The organism is Phaeodactylibacter luteus (genome assembly GCF_007993045.1).
Lineage (GTDB): Bacteria > Bacteroidota > Bacteroidia > Chitinophagales > Saprospiraceae > Phaeodactylibacter > Phaeodactylibacter luteus.
On sequence record NZ_VOOR01000001.1, the window covers coordinates 86,686 to 105,907 of the forward strand.

The 19,222-nt window shown below is 54.2% G+C and carries 15 protein-coding genes; 12 read left to right on the plus strand and 3 right to left on the minus strand.

Annotation, left to right across the window (positions count from 1 at the left end):
- Position 1 precedes the first annotated feature (1 nt).
- Both FRY97_RS00290 and FRY97_RS00295 read left to right on the plus strand, forming a co-directional pair.
- Positions 2 to 925: a thioredoxin domain-containing protein gene (locus FRY97_RS00290; RefSeq protein ID WP_147165410.1), complete on the plus strand. Its 924-nt coding sequence runs from the start codon at positions 2 to 4 to the stop codon at positions 923 to 925.
- Positions 922 to 3,453: a CHAT domain-containing protein gene (locus FRY97_RS00295; RefSeq protein ID WP_147165411.1), complete on the plus strand. Its 2,532-nt coding sequence runs from the start codon at positions 922 to 924 to the stop codon at positions 3,451 to 3,453. Before FRY97_RS00290 ends, FRY97_RS00295 begins: the two co-directional genes overlap by 4 nt.
- 506 nt (positions 3,454 to 3,959) lie before the next feature.
- On the opposite strand, the gene FRY97_RS00300 is transcribed toward FRY97_RS00295, so the two are convergent.
- Positions 3,960 to 5,051, minus strand: a complete 1,092-nt coding sequence (locus FRY97_RS00300; protein ID WP_170254428.1) for an energy transducer TonB — start codon at positions 5,049 to 5,051, stop codon at positions 3,960 to 3,962.
- A 56-nt stretch (positions 5,052 to 5,107) separates the two neighbouring features.
- On the minus strand, positions 5,108 to 6,385 hold the full coding sequence (locus FRY97_RS00305) for a S28 family serine protease (protein WP_170254429.1): 1,278 nt from the start codon (positions 6,383 to 6,385) through the stop codon (positions 5,108 to 5,110).
- A gap of 185 nt (positions 6,386 to 6,570) precedes the next feature.
- Between FRY97_RS00305 and FRY97_RS00310 the strand changes: the two genes are divergently transcribed.
- The gene (locus FRY97_RS00310) at positions 6,571 to 7,320 is read left to right on the plus strand and encodes a DUF5995 family protein (protein WP_147165414.1); all 750 of its coding nucleotides are present in this window, start codon (positions 6,571 to 6,573) and stop codon (positions 7,318 to 7,320) included.
- Between the two features lie 8 nt (positions 7,321 to 7,328).
- On the opposite strand, the gene FRY97_RS00315 is transcribed toward FRY97_RS00310, so the two are convergent.
- On the minus strand, positions 7,329 to 8,552 hold the full coding sequence (locus FRY97_RS00315) for a dipeptidase (RefSeq protein ID WP_147165415.1): 1,224 nt from the start codon (positions 8,550 to 8,552) through the stop codon (positions 7,329 to 7,331).
- Positions 8,553 to 8,764: 212 nt separating this feature from the next.
- Between FRY97_RS00315 and FRY97_RS00320 the strand changes: the two genes are divergently transcribed.
- The 9 genes from FRY97_RS00320 to acs all read left to right on the plus strand — a co-directional run bounded on the left by FRY97_RS00320 (position 8,765) and on the right by acs (position 19,180).
- Positions 8,765 to 9,055, plus strand: a complete 291-nt coding sequence (locus tag FRY97_RS00320) for an ArsR/SmtB family transcription factor (RefSeq protein ID WP_147165416.1) — start codon at positions 8,765 to 8,767, stop codon at positions 9,053 to 9,055.
- A 631-nt stretch (positions 9,056 to 9,686) separates the two neighbouring features.
- On the plus strand, positions 9,687 to 10,961 hold the full coding sequence (locus tag FRY97_RS00325) for a porin (protein ID WP_147165417.1): 1,275 nt from the start codon (positions 9,687 to 9,689) through the stop codon (positions 10,959 to 10,961).
- An 83-nt stretch (positions 10,962 to 11,044) separates the two neighbouring features.
- On the plus strand, positions 11,045 to 11,302 hold the full coding sequence (locus FRY97_RS00330; protein WP_147165418.1) for a DUF4212 domain-containing protein: 258 nt from the start codon (positions 11,045 to 11,047) through the stop codon (positions 11,300 to 11,302).
- A gap of 52 nt (positions 11,303 to 11,354) precedes the next feature.
- Positions 11,355 to 13,049 (plus strand): sodium:solute symporter family protein, encoded by a 1,695-nt coding sequence (locus tag FRY97_RS00335; RefSeq protein ID WP_147165419.1) that lies wholly within the window; start codon positions 11,355 to 11,357, stop codon positions 13,047 to 13,049.
- Between the two features lie 74 nt (positions 13,050 to 13,123).
- Complete coding sequence (locus FRY97_RS00340; protein WP_147165420.1) at positions 13,124 to 13,357, plus strand: hypothetical protein; 234 nt, start codon at positions 13,124 to 13,126, stop codon at positions 13,355 to 13,357.
- Between the two features lie 389 nt (positions 13,358 to 13,746).
- Complete coding sequence (locus FRY97_RS00345; protein WP_147165421.1) at positions 13,747 to 13,956, plus strand: hypothetical protein; 210 nt, start codon at positions 13,747 to 13,749, stop codon at positions 13,954 to 13,956.
- Positions 13,957 to 13,960: 4 nt separating this feature from the next.
- Positions 13,961 to 16,696, plus strand: a complete 2,736-nt coding sequence (locus FRY97_RS00350) for a sensor histidine kinase (protein WP_147165422.1) — start codon at positions 13,961 to 13,963, stop codon at positions 16,694 to 16,696.
- An 85-nt stretch (positions 16,697 to 16,781) separates the two neighbouring features.
- Positions 16,782 to 17,162 carry a response regulator transcription factor gene (locus FRY97_RS00355; protein ID WP_147165423.1) on the plus strand — a complete coding sequence of 127 codons (381 nt, stop codon included), beginning with the start codon at positions 16,782 to 16,784 and terminating at the stop codon, positions 17,160 to 17,162.
- Between the two features lie 116 nt (positions 17,163 to 17,278).
- A complete protein-coding gene (acs, locus tag FRY97_RS00360) occupies positions 17,279 to 19,180 on the plus strand; it encodes an acetate--CoA ligase (protein ID WP_246141491.1) in 1,902 nt (633 codons plus the stop codon).
- The last annotated feature ends 42 nt before the right edge of the window (positions 19,181 to 19,222 follow it).

The window sequence follows — 19,222 nt, forward strand, 5'->3', positions numbered from 1 at the left end:
TATGAAAAAAACACTCTTCCTCTTGGCCAGTTTATGCACGGCTGCAGTTGCCAGTTCTGCACAAATTGAGATCACCGGTGAACAAGGCAGCCCCCCCTTAGGCCAGCCGGTCCCTTACACTTACATCAAAAATCCTGGCACCGGCCTGCCACAGGGCGGTACTGGCCAAGTTTGGGATTTTAGCCATTTTCTACCGTGTGACGATTGCTTGGACGCTTCCCTATACCTGCCTGCCAACGAGCAGGAAGGGCTGCCAGAAGGAACATACCAAACGAAAACCAAGGTCTATACGCTCGGCCATATCACGCCATACACCATCTTCTACCATCAAAATGAAGAAGGGGACATTTACCAAGTAGGCGCCTCTTTCCCAGAGTCCATCCTATCCATGCAAGCCGTTTCGGGCCACCCCATGGACCAGCTCACGCTCACAGCCCAAAGCAAACAAACAGCTATCCTAGAAATGGACTATCCGCTCCATTATGGCAAACAATGGGCTACGGAGTCGAAAGACACCTTTATTTTTTATATCGATGCCCCTTCCATTAACATCAAAAGGCTCCCGCTGCACCAGTGGTCTTCTTACACTACACAATACGAAATCATTGGCAGCGGCCAGCTCACCCTGCCTTATTGGGAAGATGGGCAAAAAAGCACGCATACCTATGAAGCCCTGCTCTTAAAATATGACCCCGTGAGCCGTTTACGGTTTACAAGCCCCGCTATACCTGACGAAGAGCTGGCCCAGCTCCTGAGCCTGGCCGGGGTAAGCCTTGAATCAGAAAACCGGTGCGAGGCTTACAAATTCTACATACGCGAACACCCTCTACCTGTATTGATCTTCAGAGCGTGCAGCGGCAGGGGCACCACAGAAAGAGCCAGCTTACAAACCAGCCTTAGCCAATTCCCACCATTTGCCAAATGAGGAAGACCCTGACTTGCGCTGCCGTTTGCCTGCTGCTGGCCGGGCTTTGCGCACCCTGCACAGGCGCCGCCCAAAGCGAAATCCTGCAAGGCCATGCCTATGCACAGCGGGCCCAGGGGTATATGGCTTACCTGAATTTCCGAGAAGCCATTGACTATTACGAGCAGGCTATTGATATTTTCTTGGACCACCTCGACAGCCAACACCCGCTGATTGCTGCCAATTATGCTGCAATGGGGCAGGCCTACCTGGCTGCTGGCTTTGATGAGCAGGCACGCCTGTACTGTGAGACCGGGCTCAACCGCATCATGGGCAGGTACCCTTCCGGAGCCATCGCCGCCAATTGCCTGGCCTGCCTGGCCGAGGTCAGTGCTCAGGCAGGAGAACCCGCCATTGCCCTGGCCTATTTCAAAAAGGCGCTGGCCATTCATGAAGACCTATGGGGGCCGCTGCACTTAGCCTCCACAGGCTTGTACCTTCAGCTTGGCTATTTCCATATCAGGCAGCAACAGTACCCGGAAGCCATGGGCTTCTTCAGCCAGGCCGCCCAACTGGGGATGGAGGAAAATGCCGCGGGGGTACTGGGGCAGGCTTACCTGGGCATGGGGCAGGCTCTGTTGCTCCAAGAGGAGGTCGGAAAGGGCCTTGGGCAGTTGCAGCGAAGCCTTGAAGCCTTAAAAGAAGTGCATGGGGAAAGCCACCCCGATATTTCCCGTGCCTTTCTAGCTTTGGCGGAGGGGCAGGCTCAAGCCGGAGATACCACCCTCGCACTGTCTACCCTAGACAAAGCAGAACAGCACTTTAGGCAAACTGGCCAACAAACCCTGCTGATAGTAGGCTATGACAGCTGCTCGTGCAACCCTATATTCCTAAAAACAGCAGCCCTCAGAGGAGCGTATACAGAAAAAGCCAACCCTGCCGTAGCCTTTGCCCATTACGAAGAGGCCGTTTCCCGCACGCTGCGCCTTATCAAATATACCGCTAAAAGTGCTGCCCACCGGCAGGCTGTGCTACAAAAGCATAAAGCTACCTTTGTCGATGGCATCCGGCTGGCACACCAGCTTTTTAAGCAGACCAAAGACCAAGGCTATTTTTCAAAAGCTTTTGAAATGGCCAATGCCTATCAAGGGCTCACCCTTCAGATCGCACGGAAAGAAGCCGTTGCCTTTCAGGCCCTGCTGCCCGATACAGATTGGCCACAAAGAAGGCAGCAGATCAGGCAGGGGCTGTCCCTGGCAGAGCAGCGCCTGTACGAGGCCAGGCAAGACAGCACCTCCTCCCTAAACGAGCTAAGGAAAAACTATACTGGCCTGCAGAACGAGTATGCGCTTTGGCGAAATGACTTCCGCCGTACCTACCGCTTTGTAGAAGACGAGGTCTTTGCAGGCAAAAACAACCTGCTCAGCCAGGTACAGGCCGAACTCAAGCCCAATGAAGCCCTGCTCAACTATGTGCTCGACCTGGAGCACCGTGCCGCTTACCTCTTTGCTGTAAAGCCCGGCCGGCAGGCCTTCCTGCGCATACCATTGGATGATGGCTTCTCCGAAAGCGTGAAACAGCTTTACCGCCTTGCCCAAAGCGCGCTGTTGCCCAGAGCTGATAAAAAACAAAAATTCGTCCAAAAGAGCCAGCAGCTCTACCTTCAGCTGCTTGCCCCCCTTTCCGGCCTGACTTCAACCGGGGACCGGCTGATCATCATCCGTGACGATGAGCTGCATTACCTCCCTTTTGAAGTCTTGCTCCCCGAGGCCTTGCCCAGCCTGCCTTTTGCTGAAATGCCCTTCGCTATCCGCAAGCACGAAATGGTGTACCACTACGCTGCTGGCCTTTGGCTGCTTGGCCGGCAAGCCCCAGAAACCCATCAAAATGGGAAACTGCTCGCTTTTGCACCGGTATTCGAAACCGATGAGAATGGCACATCGGCCTTGGCTGACCACAGCCGTTGCTATACCCCGGGCCTGCCCCAAAGCCCCCTGCCCTACTCTGCTGTTGAAGTGCAGGCCATAGCCCGTCACCTGGGGCCAGCAGAAGGCAGCCAGATCTTATTGCGCCAGAATGCTACCGCCAATCAGCTCCTGGAAGCTTTGCAACAACCTTTCCAATTCGTCCATATCGCTTCCCATAGCTTTGCCAATACAGAACAGCCCGGCTTTTCCGGCATCGCCTGCGCGCCAGAGGAAGGATTATCCGACTGCCTGTTGTACCTGACTACCATTGAAAATTTAACCCTGAAGGCCGACCTCGTAGCGCTGAGCAGCTGCGAAAGCGGTATCGGCAAAAGCGTACGCGGGGAGGGCGTCATGGGGCTGAACCGTAGCTTCATGCACGCAGGAGTGCCCAATGCCCTCTTCTCGCTCTGGAAAGTCAACGATCAGCATTCCTGCCAGATCATGCAGCACTGCTACCGCTATATCAGCGAGGGGATGGGCTATGCACGTGCACTACAGCAAACGAAAATCGACCTGATCACGGACGGCTCCTATTCAACCCCCAATACCTGGGCCAGTTTTATCCTGATGGGCCGGTAACCGTTGCTACAGTCCGAAGCAGTAAGCCAAAACCTATAGTGGTCTGTCATGGCTAAAACTAGGGGTTGCCTGCGGCGACTTTTGAGGCTACTCTTCGTTGGACAACCCCTTACGTAGCGCTGCTATGCGCGGGAACATCCGCCTTGATTAGCCTCAAAATCCGCTCCCACTCAACCCATAAATTAACACTTGACAGACCACTAGCGCCCAAACCAGATTGCCCCTACGGTATGTATGGGCCTGCCCCTGCCCGATGGCAGGTGCCGCTATGCTGCGGGGCTCGCTGCCCGCTCGGCCCTAACGGGCTTACCACCCCTCCGCAGCGCTAGGCCGGTCCCTGCCTATTGCCGATAAGGCCTAACCCCATGCGGCATCTTGGCCTCGCCCAACTGGTTTGCAGTAGTCACCGCGCATGGGCCAATGCATTGGCTCGAAGCAACAGCCCTAAAGAAACGCCCCCTTCCGGAAGCTAACCGAGAGGGGGCCGTTGGCAAGGGCGGATAGGGCTACCGCCGCCCACAGATGATAGGCAGGACCGCGTCGTACCAAGTCACCAGAGAGATGGCACGGGCGGTGCGCAAGTCCGTACAAGCTTCGCTATACATCTGCTGATCTAGGTAAGCCTGCCCGCGCATCAGCAGGAACTCCGCGTTGTTGGGGAAAGCTTCGATCGCTTCCGTTAATTTTGCCATGCCCGCCTCGGTTTCTCCATCAGCAAAGAGCTGTGCCCCTTCCTGAGCCCTTTCGTTGGCTTGCTTGTAGCGGGACACCTCCTCCTTGCAGCTGCCGTAGTCGGGCAGGAAGGGCAGGCTGAGGTCGAATGCAGCATTTACCTCCCGCCCTTCGAAGGTAGCCGGCTCCCACCTTCCATAGGTAGATGTGGCCGCGGCTACGGCTTCATACCAAAAGTCGAAGCCCAAATCATTATAGTCGACCAAATCGAGGATGCGGACTTCGCCGCTTGGCCTGACCAGTAGCTGCAGCTCAATGCGGCCCATAATGCAGGTATCTTCGGGCACAGCCGGGTAGCCCAGCTCCGTTTCCAGATACGCGCGCAGGGCATCATCCCCACCTTTGAAATTCAAGGGCGTATCATAGGTGGTATAGATGGTATCCCTGCCATTGAGCACATAGGGCAGCGCTTCTTCCAGCTTAAAACGGATGGGCAGGGTGTACTGATAGCGCACGGGCTTGCCGTCTTTACGGCCAGGCACCCACTTTATGCCGGCTGAATTGATGGCGCCCGCCACCCGTAGCACTTCAAGCCCAGCTCCGCCGCCTATATCTTTCAACACAGCAAAATTGGACAGGCTGCCGTCTTTTTCTACTACGAAAGAGACAACCACCTGCCCTTCCAGGTTCTGCTCGCGGGCTTCTTGAGGGTACCGGATATTATCGTACATAAACTCTAGCAAGGCCTGCTCTGCACACTTCGCCTTAGCGGCCAGAGTCGTATCCAGCTGCTCGCAGGCGGGGAAGCGTGCGGGCTCCTCGAGCGCTTTGTAAATCGTGGTATCGCTCTGCGCTTCCTGAGCCGATAAGGTTGCAGAAAGAGAGAGCCCCAATGACCAATAAATAACCGACCGTATCACCTTCATTTTCTTGGTATTATTTGCGTGGTAAAGATGGCGGCTTACTGCCGAAGCCCCACCGTTTATTTTTTCTCCATCCATCCTTCCAACGTACTGAGCAGGTGCTGACGCTGCTCCTCCGTCATATTCCGGATACGGGCACTGCCGTGGTCTTTGCCCTCCATAACGAACCAAAGGGCATCCACTTTATCAGAAACAGGCACCCCTGTCGCCGTCCAGGTATCGATAGCCCCATAAATGTAGATCATCTTGTCCGCACCGCGTTGTGTCCAGTCATAAACTGCTTTCACCAGATCTGGCTTAAAGCCCATAGGGGCTTTGCCTGGCATGAAAATAGCCGTGGGCTCATCCTCCTTGATTTCCTTGAGCAGGCCTTTGAAGGGTGCCGTATCAAAGCCGTAGTAGCCCATTTCGCTCCCAGCTTGCCAGTAGTGAGATGCATAAGCCTCCATGGCGCCGTCTGCATAAAAATCGAGCCCTACCACACCGATGAAATGTTCCAAAAGGGCTTCTATACCGGCAGCCTTTCCAGGGATGTCAGCAAAGTCGTGGCCCAACTGCCAAAAAGAAAAAGGATATTCCAGCACGGCATACTCAAAAGCCCGTTCAATAGACATATAAGAAAACTTCAGCCCTGCCCCTTTGGCATGCCACCGCAGGAGCGGCAGCACCTCGTCCCGGCTGCGCAGCATGCGCAGCTGCACCTCCCGGATGGCAGCCCTGATGGCCGGGGTGCCTACCTGGCCCAGAAACTCATAAATGCGGTCGTCCGTCAGGTCCAAGTTGAGCGGGGCAACGTAGGGGACGGAAGCGGCAACGTCATCCGGATAGAAATAGCGGTAAAAAATGGTAGTCTGCCCGCCTTTGCTGATGCCTGTGCTGACCCATGGCTGCTCGTAAATGGCCCCAAGCAGTTCACGGATGTGGTGCAGGTCGGCAGTGGCCTGCCGGAGGTTGAGATAGGTATAATCCAAGCTATCGGGCACCGACTGCCCGAAGAAACGGTGCTCCACGTCCACCTGATTTGCACTGAGGTACCCTGTCAGCTCGTACATCCGGTTAGAAGGGCGGTTGTAGCCTTCAGTGGCCATGACCATAGGCGCGCCAAAGCTCCGGTGGGTAAGGTAAGCGCGCTGATAGAAGTAGCCCCGCTCAGGGTTTTCATGATCCAAAGGCTGCTTGATGCGCAACTCGTAAGCCGCAGCATACCCTTCCGGCGCTTTGATGGCTTCGAAGGCAACATCTGGCAATTCAAAAAGCCGCTGTTCCAGTTCGCTGGCCTGAGCAGAGCCGGCAAACGGCAGCAATAAGATGAGACAGCATACGAATAGGTTCCGCATAGGGTGAATATTTGGTGTAATGGTTAGGAATAGCCCCGGCATGCAAGAGCGCAGGAAAGGCCGGGCTCCGGCAAACATATAGCTTTTGGTTAAAATTCACCCCGCTTTTCGCTCCCTTTCCCCTCATCCCATCCTGTATTGAGCAGCTCACCGCAATTGCTTACCTTCATGCAAACCATCAGCCGATGCAACCACAATCTATCCCCGAAGTCCTGAACGCGCTTGACCTCATCATAGCAAGAGCCCTAGCAGAAGAGGATGCAGGGGGGCTTTTTGCCTACCTCTACCGCCGCACTACTGCCGAAATCGCCCGGGGGATAGCCCGGGGCGATTTTGAAGACGGCCCGCGGATGGAGGCTTTCGATGTCGTTTTTGCCAACCTTTATCTTGATGCTCATGCCCAATGGAAATCCGGCCGGGCAGTGCCCGGCTGCTGGGCGCTTGCTTTCGGGCAGGCCGCCCAGCACTTGGCGCTGGCACAGCATCTGCTATTAGGCATGAACGCACACATCAATTATGACCTCGCACTGGCCGGCAGCACCTTCATGAAAGGCAAGCCCCTCTCTTCTCTAAAGACTGACTTTGACCGGGTCAACCTTATACTAGCCAGCCTTGTAAACGAGATTCAGGAGCGGCTGGGCCGGGTATCGCCCCTGCTATTTTTGCTGGACTGGCTTGCCGATGACAAAGACGAGGCTATCGTCAATTTCAGCATGGCCAAGGCGCGCGCTTTTTCCTGGCAGCTCGCTGTTGAGCTCTGGCCCCTGCAGGGGGCCGCGTTGGAGCAGCGCCTTCAACAAGCTGACCGTACTGTCGTAAGCATAGGCAGGGGCATTGCCCACCCAAAAGGCTTCCTGCTCCGAAAAGCCCTTTGGCTCGTCCGCTCTTTTGAAAACCAACCTATGAGCCAGGCCATCGCCCAGATCAAAGCCTGAACATCAGCCTACCTGCCTGCCGCAGCCTCCACCGCATTCCATACCCGCCAGACATTGCCGTAGCAGATTTTTTCTATATCCGCTTCCGAATACCCCCGGCTCAGCAGCTCGTAAATCAAATTGGGGTACTGGGAGACGTCCTTCAGGCCAGTGGGCAGGGTATCCCCTACCCCGTCAAAATCTGAGCCAAAACCTACGTGGCCAACTCCAACAAGCGCTACGACGTGGTCGATGTGGTCAGCGACAGTTTTTACGTCGGCCAATAGCACCTCATTTTCTTCTTGGAATTTTTGAATGACGGCCTCGGCTTCCTCGTCCTCATAGCTCAGCCCTTTCTCCTTGAGCAGGGCATCGAGCTGTGCCCGCTTCTCATCAAAGGCCTTTCGTACCTCCCCGTCGAGAAAAGTAGAGCCAAAGTTGATTTGAATGACCCCGCCGTTCGCTGCCAGCCGCCGGATCATATCGTCGTTCATATTGCGCTCAAAGCCAGGAGTAAACTTCCGGCAGGAAGAATGGGAGGCGATACAGGGCACTTCGGTCAGCTCCATGACCTGCCAAAAAGTGCTGTCAGATACATGCGAGATGTCTACCATGATCCCTACCCGGTTCATCTCCCGGACGACTTCCCGCCCAAAAGGGCTGAGCCCGTTCCAAGTACCTGTGGTATCATAGGAAGAGTCGCAAATGTGGTTGTCCTTGCTGTGAGTGAGGGTGATATAGCGGATGCCACGATCGTACCAATATTGTACATTCTCCAGCTTGCGCTCAATGGGGGAACCATTCTCCATGCCCATAGGAAGGGAGATCAGCCCTTTTTCAAAATTGGCAGCCGCCTCTTGAGGTGTGCCAGCGAGCGCGAACTTATCCGGGTGTGCACGGGCAATGCCTTCCACCATATCGATGAGGGAGTCTGCCAAAAGCTTCGCTCCATTGTCTTCATAAGAAGCGGGGATATAAATGGACATAAAAGGGGCGTCCAGCCCGCCGGCTTTGGAGCGTACATAATCGAAGTCCCCATCTGCAGTCTCCACAGGTATGCCCAAATATTCCCGCTCAAGGCGGAAATTGCGCACTTTCAGGCGGTATGGCAAGTCCACGTGCCCGTCCGTGATCAAGTATTCTTTTGCAAGTTGCCGGGCCTTTTCCCGCATGTCGCTATCCTGTGCAGTCAGGGTGCCTGCCAATGGGGCAGCGCACAGCAGAAAGAGCACAACGTACACAATCCTATTCATGGCTTATTGATTTACAGGCTTTTAAAAGCACCACCCCCTTTTTTTTACACAGGCATTGGCGGTGCAGCGCTGACAATATACAAATTTTGGCGCCCCAGCCAGACTGACAAATAGACCTATATATTTGTTTATATCCTTAGTCTTGATTATATTTATATCTTTGCGCCTTGCTTGGCGCTAAAGCCGCCCTGACTACCCAATGCAGTATTTCGATGAAGACTCACTTTAATGTCCACTTCTTGGAAGACTCTACTGAGACCTTAAGGGCGATTGCTCATCCCATCCGCATTGCTATCATTGACCTGCTCAGCAATAATGGCCAGATGACGGTCACGGATATCTACCAGCACCTGCAGATTGAGCAGGCCATCGCTTCCCACCACCTGCGCATCCTCAAAAACAAGGATGTGGTGGTTGTAGAACGGGACGGCAAGAACTCCCTTTACTCCCTCACCCGGCCAGAGTTCCACGAGATCATCAAGACGTTGATCAAGGTGCTTTAAGGCTTGACTTTCCTTCCCCCGCGCTGCACAGCCCCTTGCGCCAAGCGCCCCCATATTGGCACTGTCCGCCAGCTACCTACCGGCATGCCATGCCCGCGGTGCATCCGGTTGGGCATAGCCCTAGCCCAGGCTTGCCGCATGTGGCCAGGCTCGCACCACATGCTGTACCTATAGCAGAGCAAATGCCCCTCGGCCCATTTTATGCCCACACACTGTGCTCTTAACGGTATCATGAACAGCCCAAATGCCGGAAGCATTGGCTTCAGGTGGGCAGCGGACTAGCGCTGCGGAGGGGTGGCAGCCCGTCAGGGCCGAGCGGATAGCGAGCCCCGCAGCATAGCGGCGCCTGCTTTCAAGCAGGGGCAGGCCCCATAAGAAACGATCATCAGAGCCTGTTCCCGCTAATCGTGCCGTGCCCTCTCCCCCACCTTGCTTAGTGTGTTTTCCACACCAAAGCAGATTTGCCGCCCTCGGCCCTACCGAAAGAAATATTGGTATAGCGCGCTTGGTTTGAAGTAAAATTCTGATGCTGCTGAAAAAAAACAAGCCAAAAAGTTGTAGACATATACATATCTATATACTTTAGCAGAAGTTTCGTTGATTGATTACTTTACAAAACACATCCACAGTTATGAAACGACTGACAAAACTAACTGCACTTTTGCTGCTGCTCATCGGATTTTCAGGGCAGGCACAGGCGCAGGACAAGCCGGAGGTGGACCATTCCTACAAGCCACTGAAGATTGACTTCAGCGAAGACGGGTCCAAGTACCTGCGGTTCATCATTTGGCATCAGCACTGGTCACAGACGAACAACCTGGCGGTTGAGGACTCCAAAACCCAGCTGACCCATTTTGTACGGCGCTCGCGCATGCTGGCGTACGCGCAGATCTCGCCCCGGTTCCTCATACTGACCCACTTTGGACTGAACAACCTCACGCCGGGCAACCTTTCGAGCCTGGGCAATAACGCGGATGCGCCACAGCTGTTCTTGCACGATGCCTGGACGGAGTTCAAGGTGAGCAACGACAACAGCCTCTACCTGGGCGGCGGGCTTCACTATTGGAAGGGGCTCACGCGCATGGCCAATGCCAGTACGCTGAACTTCATGACCATGGACAATACCCGTCCTTTTGTGCACTGGCACTCTTTGGCCGTGACCGATCAGTTTGCGCGCCACTTGGGCATATACGCCAAAGGCCAGCTGGGCAAGTTCGACTACCGCCTGGCCCTGAACAACCCTGGCCGCAACGGGCTGCAGGCCGACCGCAGCAGCAATGGCGTTGGGCTGGAGTACAATGGTTTTGCGGTACCGGATGAGAACGGAGACCCTGTGGGCAATTCTATCATAGAGGGCTACTTCCGTTACAATTTCTGGGATACGGAATCGACTAAGCTCCCCTATGCTGTAGGCACCTACCTGGGCAAGAAAAAAGTATTTGCAGTAGGCGCTGGCTTTTTTGCCCACCCCAACGGCATGTACAATACCACCTCCCAAGAGCACGAAAGCGTGAGCCACTTCGCGGTGGACGCCTTCTTGGATATGCCCTTGGGCGAGGGCGACTGCCTGAACGCCTATGCCTCTTTCATGAGCTTCAATTATGGCGAGAACTACGTCAGCCGTTGGGCGGGCACAGGCTCTGTATTTTATGGCCATGTAGGCTACAAGCTGCCCAACTCCCGCTTCATGCCTTATATAGCATTCCAGACTGGCAGCTACGAAGGGTATGAGGAGAACACACAGGCACTGGATATCGGCCTCAACTACTTCATCAACGGGCACAATGCTAAGCTGACGCTCGAGTACCATACCATCAGCAACGACATCCGCGAGGGCGGCCTGGACGCCAATGGGGAGATACAGGACGTACGGCAGATCCGCCTACAGGCCCATATCTTCTTATAGGCCCGCGGCCTTCAACCACGTTTAGCCGCGGGAAAGGCCTGTGGCACGACCATATCATTCATCACATTTAAAATTCGAGGCTTATGTCTACCGACAACAAAGCGCAAAAGTACTGGAAGGAGAACTTGGGCTACCTGTTCATCCTGCTGGCCATTTGGTTCGTCGCTTCCTATGTACTGGGCATCTTCCTGGCCGAGCCGCTCAACAGCGTGCGCATCGGCGGCGCCAAGCTGGGCTTCTGGTTCGCGCAGCAAGGTTCTATTTATGTGTTTGTCATCCTGATTTTCGTCTATGTACGCTTGATGAACAAACTGGACAAGAAATATGGGTACGACGAATAGCCTTCGGCTTTCCCTTGCCCCGGTATTACCTTAAACATTAAAAATTAGCGATATGAGTGTTCAAACCTGGACTTTCATCATAGTTGGCCTGACCTTTGCCCTCTACATCGGCATTGCGATTTGGTCACGCGCAGGCTCCACACAGGAGTTCTACGTAGCTGGCGGGGGCATCCCGCCCATTGCCAATGGCATGGCAACCGCAGCAGACTGGATGTCTGCCGCTTCTTTCATCTCCATGGCGGGCCTGATCTCTTTTATGGGCTACGATGGCGGTGTATTCCTTATGGGCTGGACCGGCGGTTACGTCCTACTGGCGTTAACCTTAGCCCCGTACTTAAGGAAATTCGGGAAGTTTACGGTCCCGGATTTTATCGGGGACCGGTATTACTCCAACGTAGCCCGGACCGTAGCCGTCATTTGTGCACTGATTGTTTCCTTCACCTACGTAGCCGGGCAGATGCGCGGTGTAGGGCTGGTATTCTCCCGCTTTCTCGAGGTGAACATCAACACCGGCGTATACATCGGCATGGCGATCGTCTTTTTCTACGCTGTGCTTGGCGGCATGAAAGGCATCACTTACACACAGGTAGCACAGTACTGTGTCCTCATCTTTGCCTTTATGGTGCCGGCCATTTTCATCAGCATAAATATGACCGGCAACCCTATCCCTCAGCTGGGCCTCATCGGCAATATGACAGACGGCAGCAATATGGCTTTGCTCGACAAGCTCGATCAGCTGCACCGCGACCTAGGCTTTGCGGAGTACACTAGCGGCACCAAGAGCATGATTGACGTATTCGCCATCACCTTTGCCCTGATGGTCGGCACGGCAGGGCTGCCGCACGTGATCGTCCGCTTCTTTACCGTTCCTAATGTAAAAGGCGCACGGATTTCTGCAGGCTATGCCCTGATTTTCATTGCCATCTTATACACCACTGCGCCAGCTATCGCAGCCTTTGCCCGTACCAACCTCATCACTACGGTGAGCGAGCAGCAGTATGCTGGCATGCCAGAGTGGTTCAAAAAGTGGGAAGAGACTGGGCTCATCAAATTCGAGGACAAAAACAACGATGGCCTCATTCAGTATGTAGCAGACAAATCAGCCAATGAGCTGACTATTGACCGGGACATCATGGTTTTGGCCAACCCTGAAATCGCAGACCTTCCGGCTTGGGTCATCGCCCTCGTTGCTGCGGGCGGCCTTGCCGCTGCCTTGTCTACCGCTGCTGGCTTGCTGCTTGTCATCTCCACGTCCATTTCCCGAGACTTGATCAAAATGCAGATCAACCCTAACATCTCAGAGAAGGGAGAGCTGCTGTCTGCACGTATCGGGGCCGTCTTCGCAGTTATAGTAGCCGGCTACTTCGGCATCCACCCGCCGGGGTTTGTGGCTGCGGTGGTCGCACTCGCTTTTGGGCTAGCAGCCGCTTCTTTTTTCCCGGCCATCATCCTCGGCATCTTCGACAAGCGCATGAACAGGCAAGGCGCTGTAGCGGGCATGATCGTGGGCATCACGCTGATGCTGTTTTACATGATCAAGTACAAGCTCGGTGGCTTTGGCGGCGGCACCGCAGAAGACTGGTGGTTCGGCATATCGCCGGAAGGCTTCGGCACAATTGCCATGGCAGTCAACTTCGTTGTGTCTTTCGCTGTGTCCAGAATGACCCCTCCACCTCCGCAGGAAGTACAGGACATCGTTGAGGATATCCGCCTGCCAAGTGGTGCTGGCGAAGCACATGCCCACTAACACAGATCTCTTTTTAGATAGCCAGGCAGGTGGACAGCCTGCCTGGCTAAATCTATTCAGTAAACTCATCCCTCATGAAAATCCGTATCGGCCGCAAGGCATCCGACTTTATTGTTTCGTTTTACATCATCGGCACGCTTGGGCTAAGGCTATACCTTGAGCCGCAGCTGCATGGCCACTTCCTTGTATCCGTCAGCCTTGGCGCCTTCGGCCTGTTGTTCCTCTGGGCCCTTATCAAAAGCGGCTTCCTCAACCCTGGCTTTTTCGGTATGTGGCCTGGGGAGGAAGAAGAGCAGGCAGCCGCCTGAGAGGCTTACGTAGGCAGCTTGTGCTTTTAGGGGCCATGAAATGCTTACTGCGGCCTAGGCCAAAGCCGGGCCTTTTCAGATCCAGCTATATCCGCTTTGTCCTTTTTATAGCTATTAAAGCAGGCCGTTCAGTTTTTGGGCACGTCGGGGCACCTTAGTTCAGCCCCCCTGCCAACAACACAAGCCACTGCCTTGCACCCGCCGAGCCAGAATAAAAAGCACCTCATTGGAGCTTTGAGCTAAGCACTAGTGCGGCTAGACCGGATTATTTGATAGTATTTCCACGCTTAAGCCTCTAATGCGTGGCCTTTAATTGTCAAAAAATTACGGCTCAATCCACTAGCCAGCCAAAATTGCTATATTAGCCAGCACAGCCAACCCACAGCGCTATGACTGAGCAAGACCGGAGCACCAAACTGCTGGGGCTGTTCGCCTTGGCTTTCCTGCTATTCAACTTTCCGATCATCAGCCTGTTCAGCAACCAAAAATTGTGGAGCGGGCTCCCTGCTTTGTACTGGTATGTTTTTGTGTGCTGGCTCGCCCTGATCGGGCTTACCGCACTAATTGTCAAGCCCCACTCTGCCAAGAACAAGCTCTGAGCCTATGTCAGCTGCCCTCATCGTAATCTGCTCGCTGGCTTATATGGGCCTGCTCTTCCTAATCGCCTGGTGGGCCGAGCAGCGGGAGAAATCGGGCAAAAGCCTGGTGTCCAACTCAGGCATATACGCCCTCTCGCTGGCCGTCTACTGTACCGCCTGGACTTATTACGGGAGCGTGGGCCGTGCAGCGACTAGCGGGCTCGGTTTTCTGCCCACCTATCTGGGGCCTGCTATTACCGCGCCGTTGTGGTGGTTATTGCTGCGCAAAATCATCCTCATCAGCAAGTCGCAGCGCATTACCTCCATTGCTGATTTCATCTCATCCCGTTATGGCAAAAGCGCCTGGCTGGGCATCATGGCTACCCTGATCGCTGTACTGGGCATCATCCCTTACATTTCCATACAGCTCAAAGCCATATCCACCAGCTTCGACCTGCTCGTCTATCAGGGGCAGAGCGGCAGCATATCCCACCACGACACCCCCTTTTTCGCCGACTCTACCCTCTATATCGCTATAGCGCTGGCCATTTTCACCATACTGTTCGGCACCCGCCACCTAGACCCCAACGAACGGCACGGGGGGCTCGTTGCAGCGATTGCGTTTGAATCCGTCCTCAAACTGATCGCTTTTCTGGCTATAGGCGTATTTGTCACGTTCGGGGTCTATGATGGTTTTGGCGACCTTTTTGCAAAAGCAGCTGAAGTGCCGCGCATAAGCAGGCTGTTCACCTTAGAAGCAGTAGGCTTAAATGGGTGGGAATGGTTTTGGCTCATCTTCCTGTCCATGTCCGCCATCATGCTCTTACCCCGTCAGTTTCATGTAGGGGTTGTAGAAAACACCAATGCGGACCAAGTCGCCAAAGCATCTTGGCTGTTCCCGCTCTACCTGCTGCTCATCAACATTTTTGTGCTGCCGATTGCCTTGGCCGGGCTGCTCCTGTTCCCAGAAGGGGGCGTAGAGCCAGACAGCTACGTCCTGAGCATCCCTTTGTCTATGGGGCATGAAGCCTTTGCCCTTTTCATTAGCCTCGGCGGGTTTTCGGCTGCTACCAGCATGGTCATCGTTGCGGTAATCGCGCTGAGCATCATGATAGGCAACAACCTCGTCCTGCCTATCCTGCTCCGGGATATGAGCTTCCGCGAAAGCGGGAATACCGACCTCAACCACCGCTTGCTGGGCATCCGCAGGGTGAGCATCGTCGTTGTGCTGTTGCTGGCCTATGCCTACTTCAAGGCTGTCGGGGAGCAGTACTCCCTCGTTTCGGTAGGGCTGATCTCCTTTACTGCGGTAGCCCAGTTTGCACCTATCCTGATTGGCGGGGTTTATTGGAAGCGGGCTACTAAAAAAGGGGCGATCTGGGGGCTGGCCACCGGTTTCCTCATCTGGGCTTACACCCTTCCCCTGCCTACCCTTACAGAGGCCGGGCTGATAAGCCCTGGCTTCGTAGCAGACGGGCTGGGCGGTATCGCCCTGCTCAGGCCGCATGCTTTATTTGGGCTCGATACTTCGAGCCCTATTGCTAATGCGGCATTCTGGAGCTTACTGCTGAACACCTCCGTTTTCATCATCGTTTCCCTAAATACCAGGCAGAGCCCACTTGAAGCTTCACAAGCAGACCTCTTTGTCAATATCAATAAATACGTGTTCCGCTCTGCTGATTACGAGCTCGTCAAACGGCGCGCCAAAGTGAGGGATCTGCGCATCCTGCTCAACCGCTTCCTTGGCCCTACCCGCGCACAAAGCCTCCTGACCGCCTACGAAAACAGGAAGCGGGTCAACCTCAGTAAACAGGAAACCGCTGGGGCAGACCTTATCAACTATGCGGAAACCCACCTGGCAGGCTCTATAGGGGCCGCTTCCGCTAAAATCATCATCAGCTCTATTGCCAAAGATGACCCCATCAGCCTGGAGGAAATGTTCCGGGTACTGGAGCAGACCCGGGAGGCTGTGCAGTACAGCAAAGCCCTGGAGAAAAAATCTGCCGAACTGGAAAAAACCACAGCCAAGCTCAAGGCCGCCAATGAACAGCTTCAGGAATTGGACCGGCTCAAAGCCGACTTCATCACCACCGTCACTCATGAACTCCGCACCCCCATAACTTCTATCAAAGCCCTCTCTAAAATCATGCTCGAAACCCCAGGGCTGTCGCAGGAGCAGCGGGCGGAATTCCTGGATATTGTAGTGAGCGAAAGCGAACGCCTGACCCGGCTCATCAATCAAGTGCTCGACCTAGAAAAAATCCAGTCCAGCCGGCTGGTTTTCGAGCCGCGCCCCATCCACCTCAATGCCCTGGCAGAGAAAGCGTTCCAAGGGCTGCAAGGGCTGATGAAAGAACAACAGCTGAACGGCCGGCTTTTCCTTCCAGAGCATGAGATCGCTATTGCAGGGCACCACGACCGGCTCACACAGGCCGTGATCAACCTTTTGTCTAATGCCATTAAGTTTGCTCGCTCTGAAGTGCAGCTGCACATCCATATGCTGAACGGGGGCAGCGCAGTCATCGAAGTGACAGACGATGGCAAGGGGATACCCGAAAAGGAGCAGCAACTGATCTTCGACCGCTTCACACAGATCAGCGACCACAAGCATGGCAAGCCCCAAGGCAGTGGCCTGGGGCTCTTCATCACCAAAACCATTGTAGAGCAGCACCACGGCAGTATCAGCGTAGATAGCCAGCCCGGGAGGCACACCACTTTCCGGGTAATCCTGCCCCTTGCCAAAGCGGCTGATATTCGCTGAATTATTTTTTAATTACAGAAAAAACTGTAATTTTAGCTGCTAACCCTGGCACCAGGCAAAGAATATTTTATCCAGGCATTAAGTTATGGACAAACAGAAAACCAAAGTATTACTGGTAGATGATGAGCCTAACATCCTTGTAGCGCTCGAATTCCTGGTCAAACAAGCCGGTTACCAAGTGTTTAAAGCTTCCAATGGAGAAGAAGCCCTGCTCGCTGCACAGCAGCAGGCTCCCCACATCATCATCCTCGATGTCATGATGCCTGGCATGGACGGCTTCGAAGTGGCCCGAAAAGTGCGCAGCCTGCCCGAGCTCGAGAACGCCCGTATCATATTCCTCACTGCAAAAGGGACCCCGGAAGACAAATCCAACGGATATGCCAACGGGGGCGAAGTGTACCTGACCAAACCTTTCGACAACAATGAGCTCATCAATACAATAAATGAGGTCGTAGAATTTGGATAACCGAATCTAATTTTTTTTCTTTACAGATATAAACATCTAAATATCTAGATATTTACTAAGCAAAGCCTTTCAATATGGCCCGACCAAATACAAAGGCTTACCAAAAAACAGATCGCATGACACTTCAGATCAATTCCTTTGACGAATACAAAGAGGTCTATAAGCGCAGCGTGGAAGACCCGGAGGGGTTCTGGGCTGAGCAGGCTTCATCCTTCACCTGGAAGAAAAAGTGGGACAAAGTCCTGGATTGGAACTTTAAAGAGCCCAACGTCAAGTGGTTTGTCGGCGGACAAATGAACATCACAGAAAACTGCCTGGACCGCCACCTCGAAGAGCGAGGCGATCAGGTAGCCATCCTCTTTGAGCCCAACGACCCTGATGCGCCCAATAAGACCTATACATACAAGGAGCTGCATGCCGAGGTAGGCAAAACAGCCAACGCGTTAAAAGCCAATGGCATAGGGAAAGGCGACCGGGTCTGTTTCTATATGCCTATGGTGCCCGAACTGGCTATCGGCGTGCTCGCCTGCGCCCGGATCGGGGCCATCCACTCGGTCGTATTCGCTGGCTTCAGCGCTCAAGCTCTCGCAGACCGCATCAAAGATGCTACCTGCAAAGCGGTCATCTGTTCGGATTATAACGCCCGTGGGGCCAAAAATATCCCGGTCAAGAAAGTCGTTGACGATGCCCTTGCTATGGGCTGTGACAGTATCGAGACCGTTTTAGTACATCAGAACACCGGCGGGGAGGTCCAAATGGAAACTGGCCGGGACAAATGGTGGCACGAAGAGGTGGATGGACAGCCCACAGACTGCCCGGCAGAGCCTATGGACAGCGAGGATATGCTCTTTATCCTCTACACCTCCGGCTCTACTGGGAAACCTAAGGGCGTGGTACATACCTGCGGGGGCTATATGGTTTACACCGCCTACTCTTTCCAGAACGTATTCCAATACAAGCCCGGCGACATTTATTGGTGCACTGCCGATATCGGCTGGATCACCGGCCACAGCTATATTGTCTACGGCCCGCTCTTGTCAGGAGCAACTACGGTCATGTTCGAAGGCGTACCGACTTACCCTGACGCCGGCCGCTTCTGGCAGGTATGCGAAAAACTAAAGGTCAATCAGTTTTACACTGCCCCTACGGCCATCCGTGCCCTTATGGCACAGGGTGATGAATATGTAGAGCAGTACGACCTCAGCTCCCTTTCTGTACTAGGCAGCGTCGGCGAGCCTATCAATGAAGAAGCTTGGGAGTGGTACCACGAAAAAATCGGGAAGAAGAACTGTCCTATTGTAGATACTTGGTGGCAAACCGAAACCGGCGGCATCATGATCGGTGGCCTGGGCAGCCATAGCCCTATGAAGCCCGCCCACGCCGGCTACCCATTGCCGGGCATTCAGCCCTGCCTGTTGGATGCCGACGGGAATGAGCTAGAAGGCAACGGCATAGAAGGCCTGCTGTGCATCAAATACCCTTGGCCCTCTATTCTGCGCACGACCTACGGCGACCATGAACGCTGCCGGCAGACTTACTTCTCTGCTTTTCCGGACAAATACTTTACGGGAGACGGCGCCCGCCGCGACAAAGACGGCATGTACCGTATCATTGGCCGGGTGGATGATGTGATCAATGTGTCTGGGCACCGGATGGGCACTGCGGAGGTAGAAAATGCCATCAATGAGCACCCAATGGTCGTTGAGTCCGCTGTAGTAGGGTACCCGCACGACATCAAAGGGCAAGGCATTTATGCCTACATCATTACTGCCGGCCCGGTCGAAGACGAAGAGGCATTCCGCAAGGAGGTACTGGCTGTGGTCACCAAAGAAATTGGCCCTATTGCCAAGCCTGACAAGATACAGGTGGTCTCTGGCCTGCCCAAGACGAGGTCGGGCAAGATCATGCGCCGCATCCTTCGCAAAGTAGCTTCTGGCGATACTTCCAACCTAGGCGACACCTCTACCCTGCTCAACCCTGAGGTGGTGGATGAAATCAAAAACAACGCCCTGGTTTAATCATGGAAAAACATAACTAATGCATTGTTGATCGGCAGGCAG

Bases quoted from the DNA above. Each gene is read 5' to 3' on its own strand.
- FRY97_RS00290 (WP_147165410.1), top strand. From the start codon at position 2: ATGAAAAAAACACTCTTCCTCTTGGCCAGTTTATGCACGGCTGCAGTT.
- FRY97_RS00295 (WP_147165411.1), top strand. From the start codon at position 922: ATGAGGAAGACCCTGACTTGCGCTGCCGTTTGCCTGCTGCTGGCCGGG.
- FRY97_RS00300 (WP_170254428.1), bottom strand. From the start codon at position 5,051: ATGAAGGTGATACGGTCGGTTATTTATTGGTCATTGGGGCTCTCTCTT.
- FRY97_RS00305 (WP_170254429.1), bottom strand. From the start codon at position 6,385: ATGCGGAACCTATTCGTATGCTGTCTCATCTTATTGCTGCCGTTTGCC.
- FRY97_RS00310 (WP_147165414.1), top strand. From the start codon at position 6,571: ATGCAACCACAATCTATCCCCGAAGTCCTGAACGCGCTTGACCTCATC.
- FRY97_RS00315 (WP_147165415.1), bottom strand. From the start codon at position 8,552: ATGAATAGGATTGTGTACGTTGTGCTCTTTCTGCTGTGCGCTGCCCCA.
- FRY97_RS00320 (WP_147165416.1), top strand. From the start codon at position 8,765: ATGAAGACTCACTTTAATGTCCACTTCTTGGAAGACTCTACTGAGACC.
- FRY97_RS00325 (WP_147165417.1), top strand. From the start codon at position 9,687: ATGAAACGACTGACAAAACTAACTGCACTTTTGCTGCTGCTCATCGGA.
- FRY97_RS00330 (WP_147165418.1), top strand. From the start codon at position 11,045: ATGTCTACCGACAACAAAGCGCAAAAGTACTGGAAGGAGAACTTGGGC.
- FRY97_RS00335 (WP_147165419.1), top strand. From the start codon at position 11,355: ATGAGTGTTCAAACCTGGACTTTCATCATAGTTGGCCTGACCTTTGCC.
- FRY97_RS00340 (WP_147165420.1), top strand. From the start codon at position 13,124: ATGAAAATCCGTATCGGCCGCAAGGCATCCGACTTTATTGTTTCGTTT.
- FRY97_RS00345 (WP_147165421.1), top strand. From the start codon at position 13,747: ATGACTGAGCAAGACCGGAGCACCAAACTGCTGGGGCTGTTCGCCTTG.
- FRY97_RS00350 (WP_147165422.1), top strand. From the start codon at position 13,961: ATGTCAGCTGCCCTCATCGTAATCTGCTCGCTGGCTTATATGGGCCTG.
- FRY97_RS00355 (WP_147165423.1), top strand. From the start codon at position 16,782: ATGGACAAACAGAAAACCAAAGTATTACTGGTAGATGATGAGCCTAAC.
- acs (WP_246141491.1), top strand. From the start codon at position 17,279: ATGACACTTCAGATCAATTCCTTTGACGAATACAAAGAGGTCTATAAG.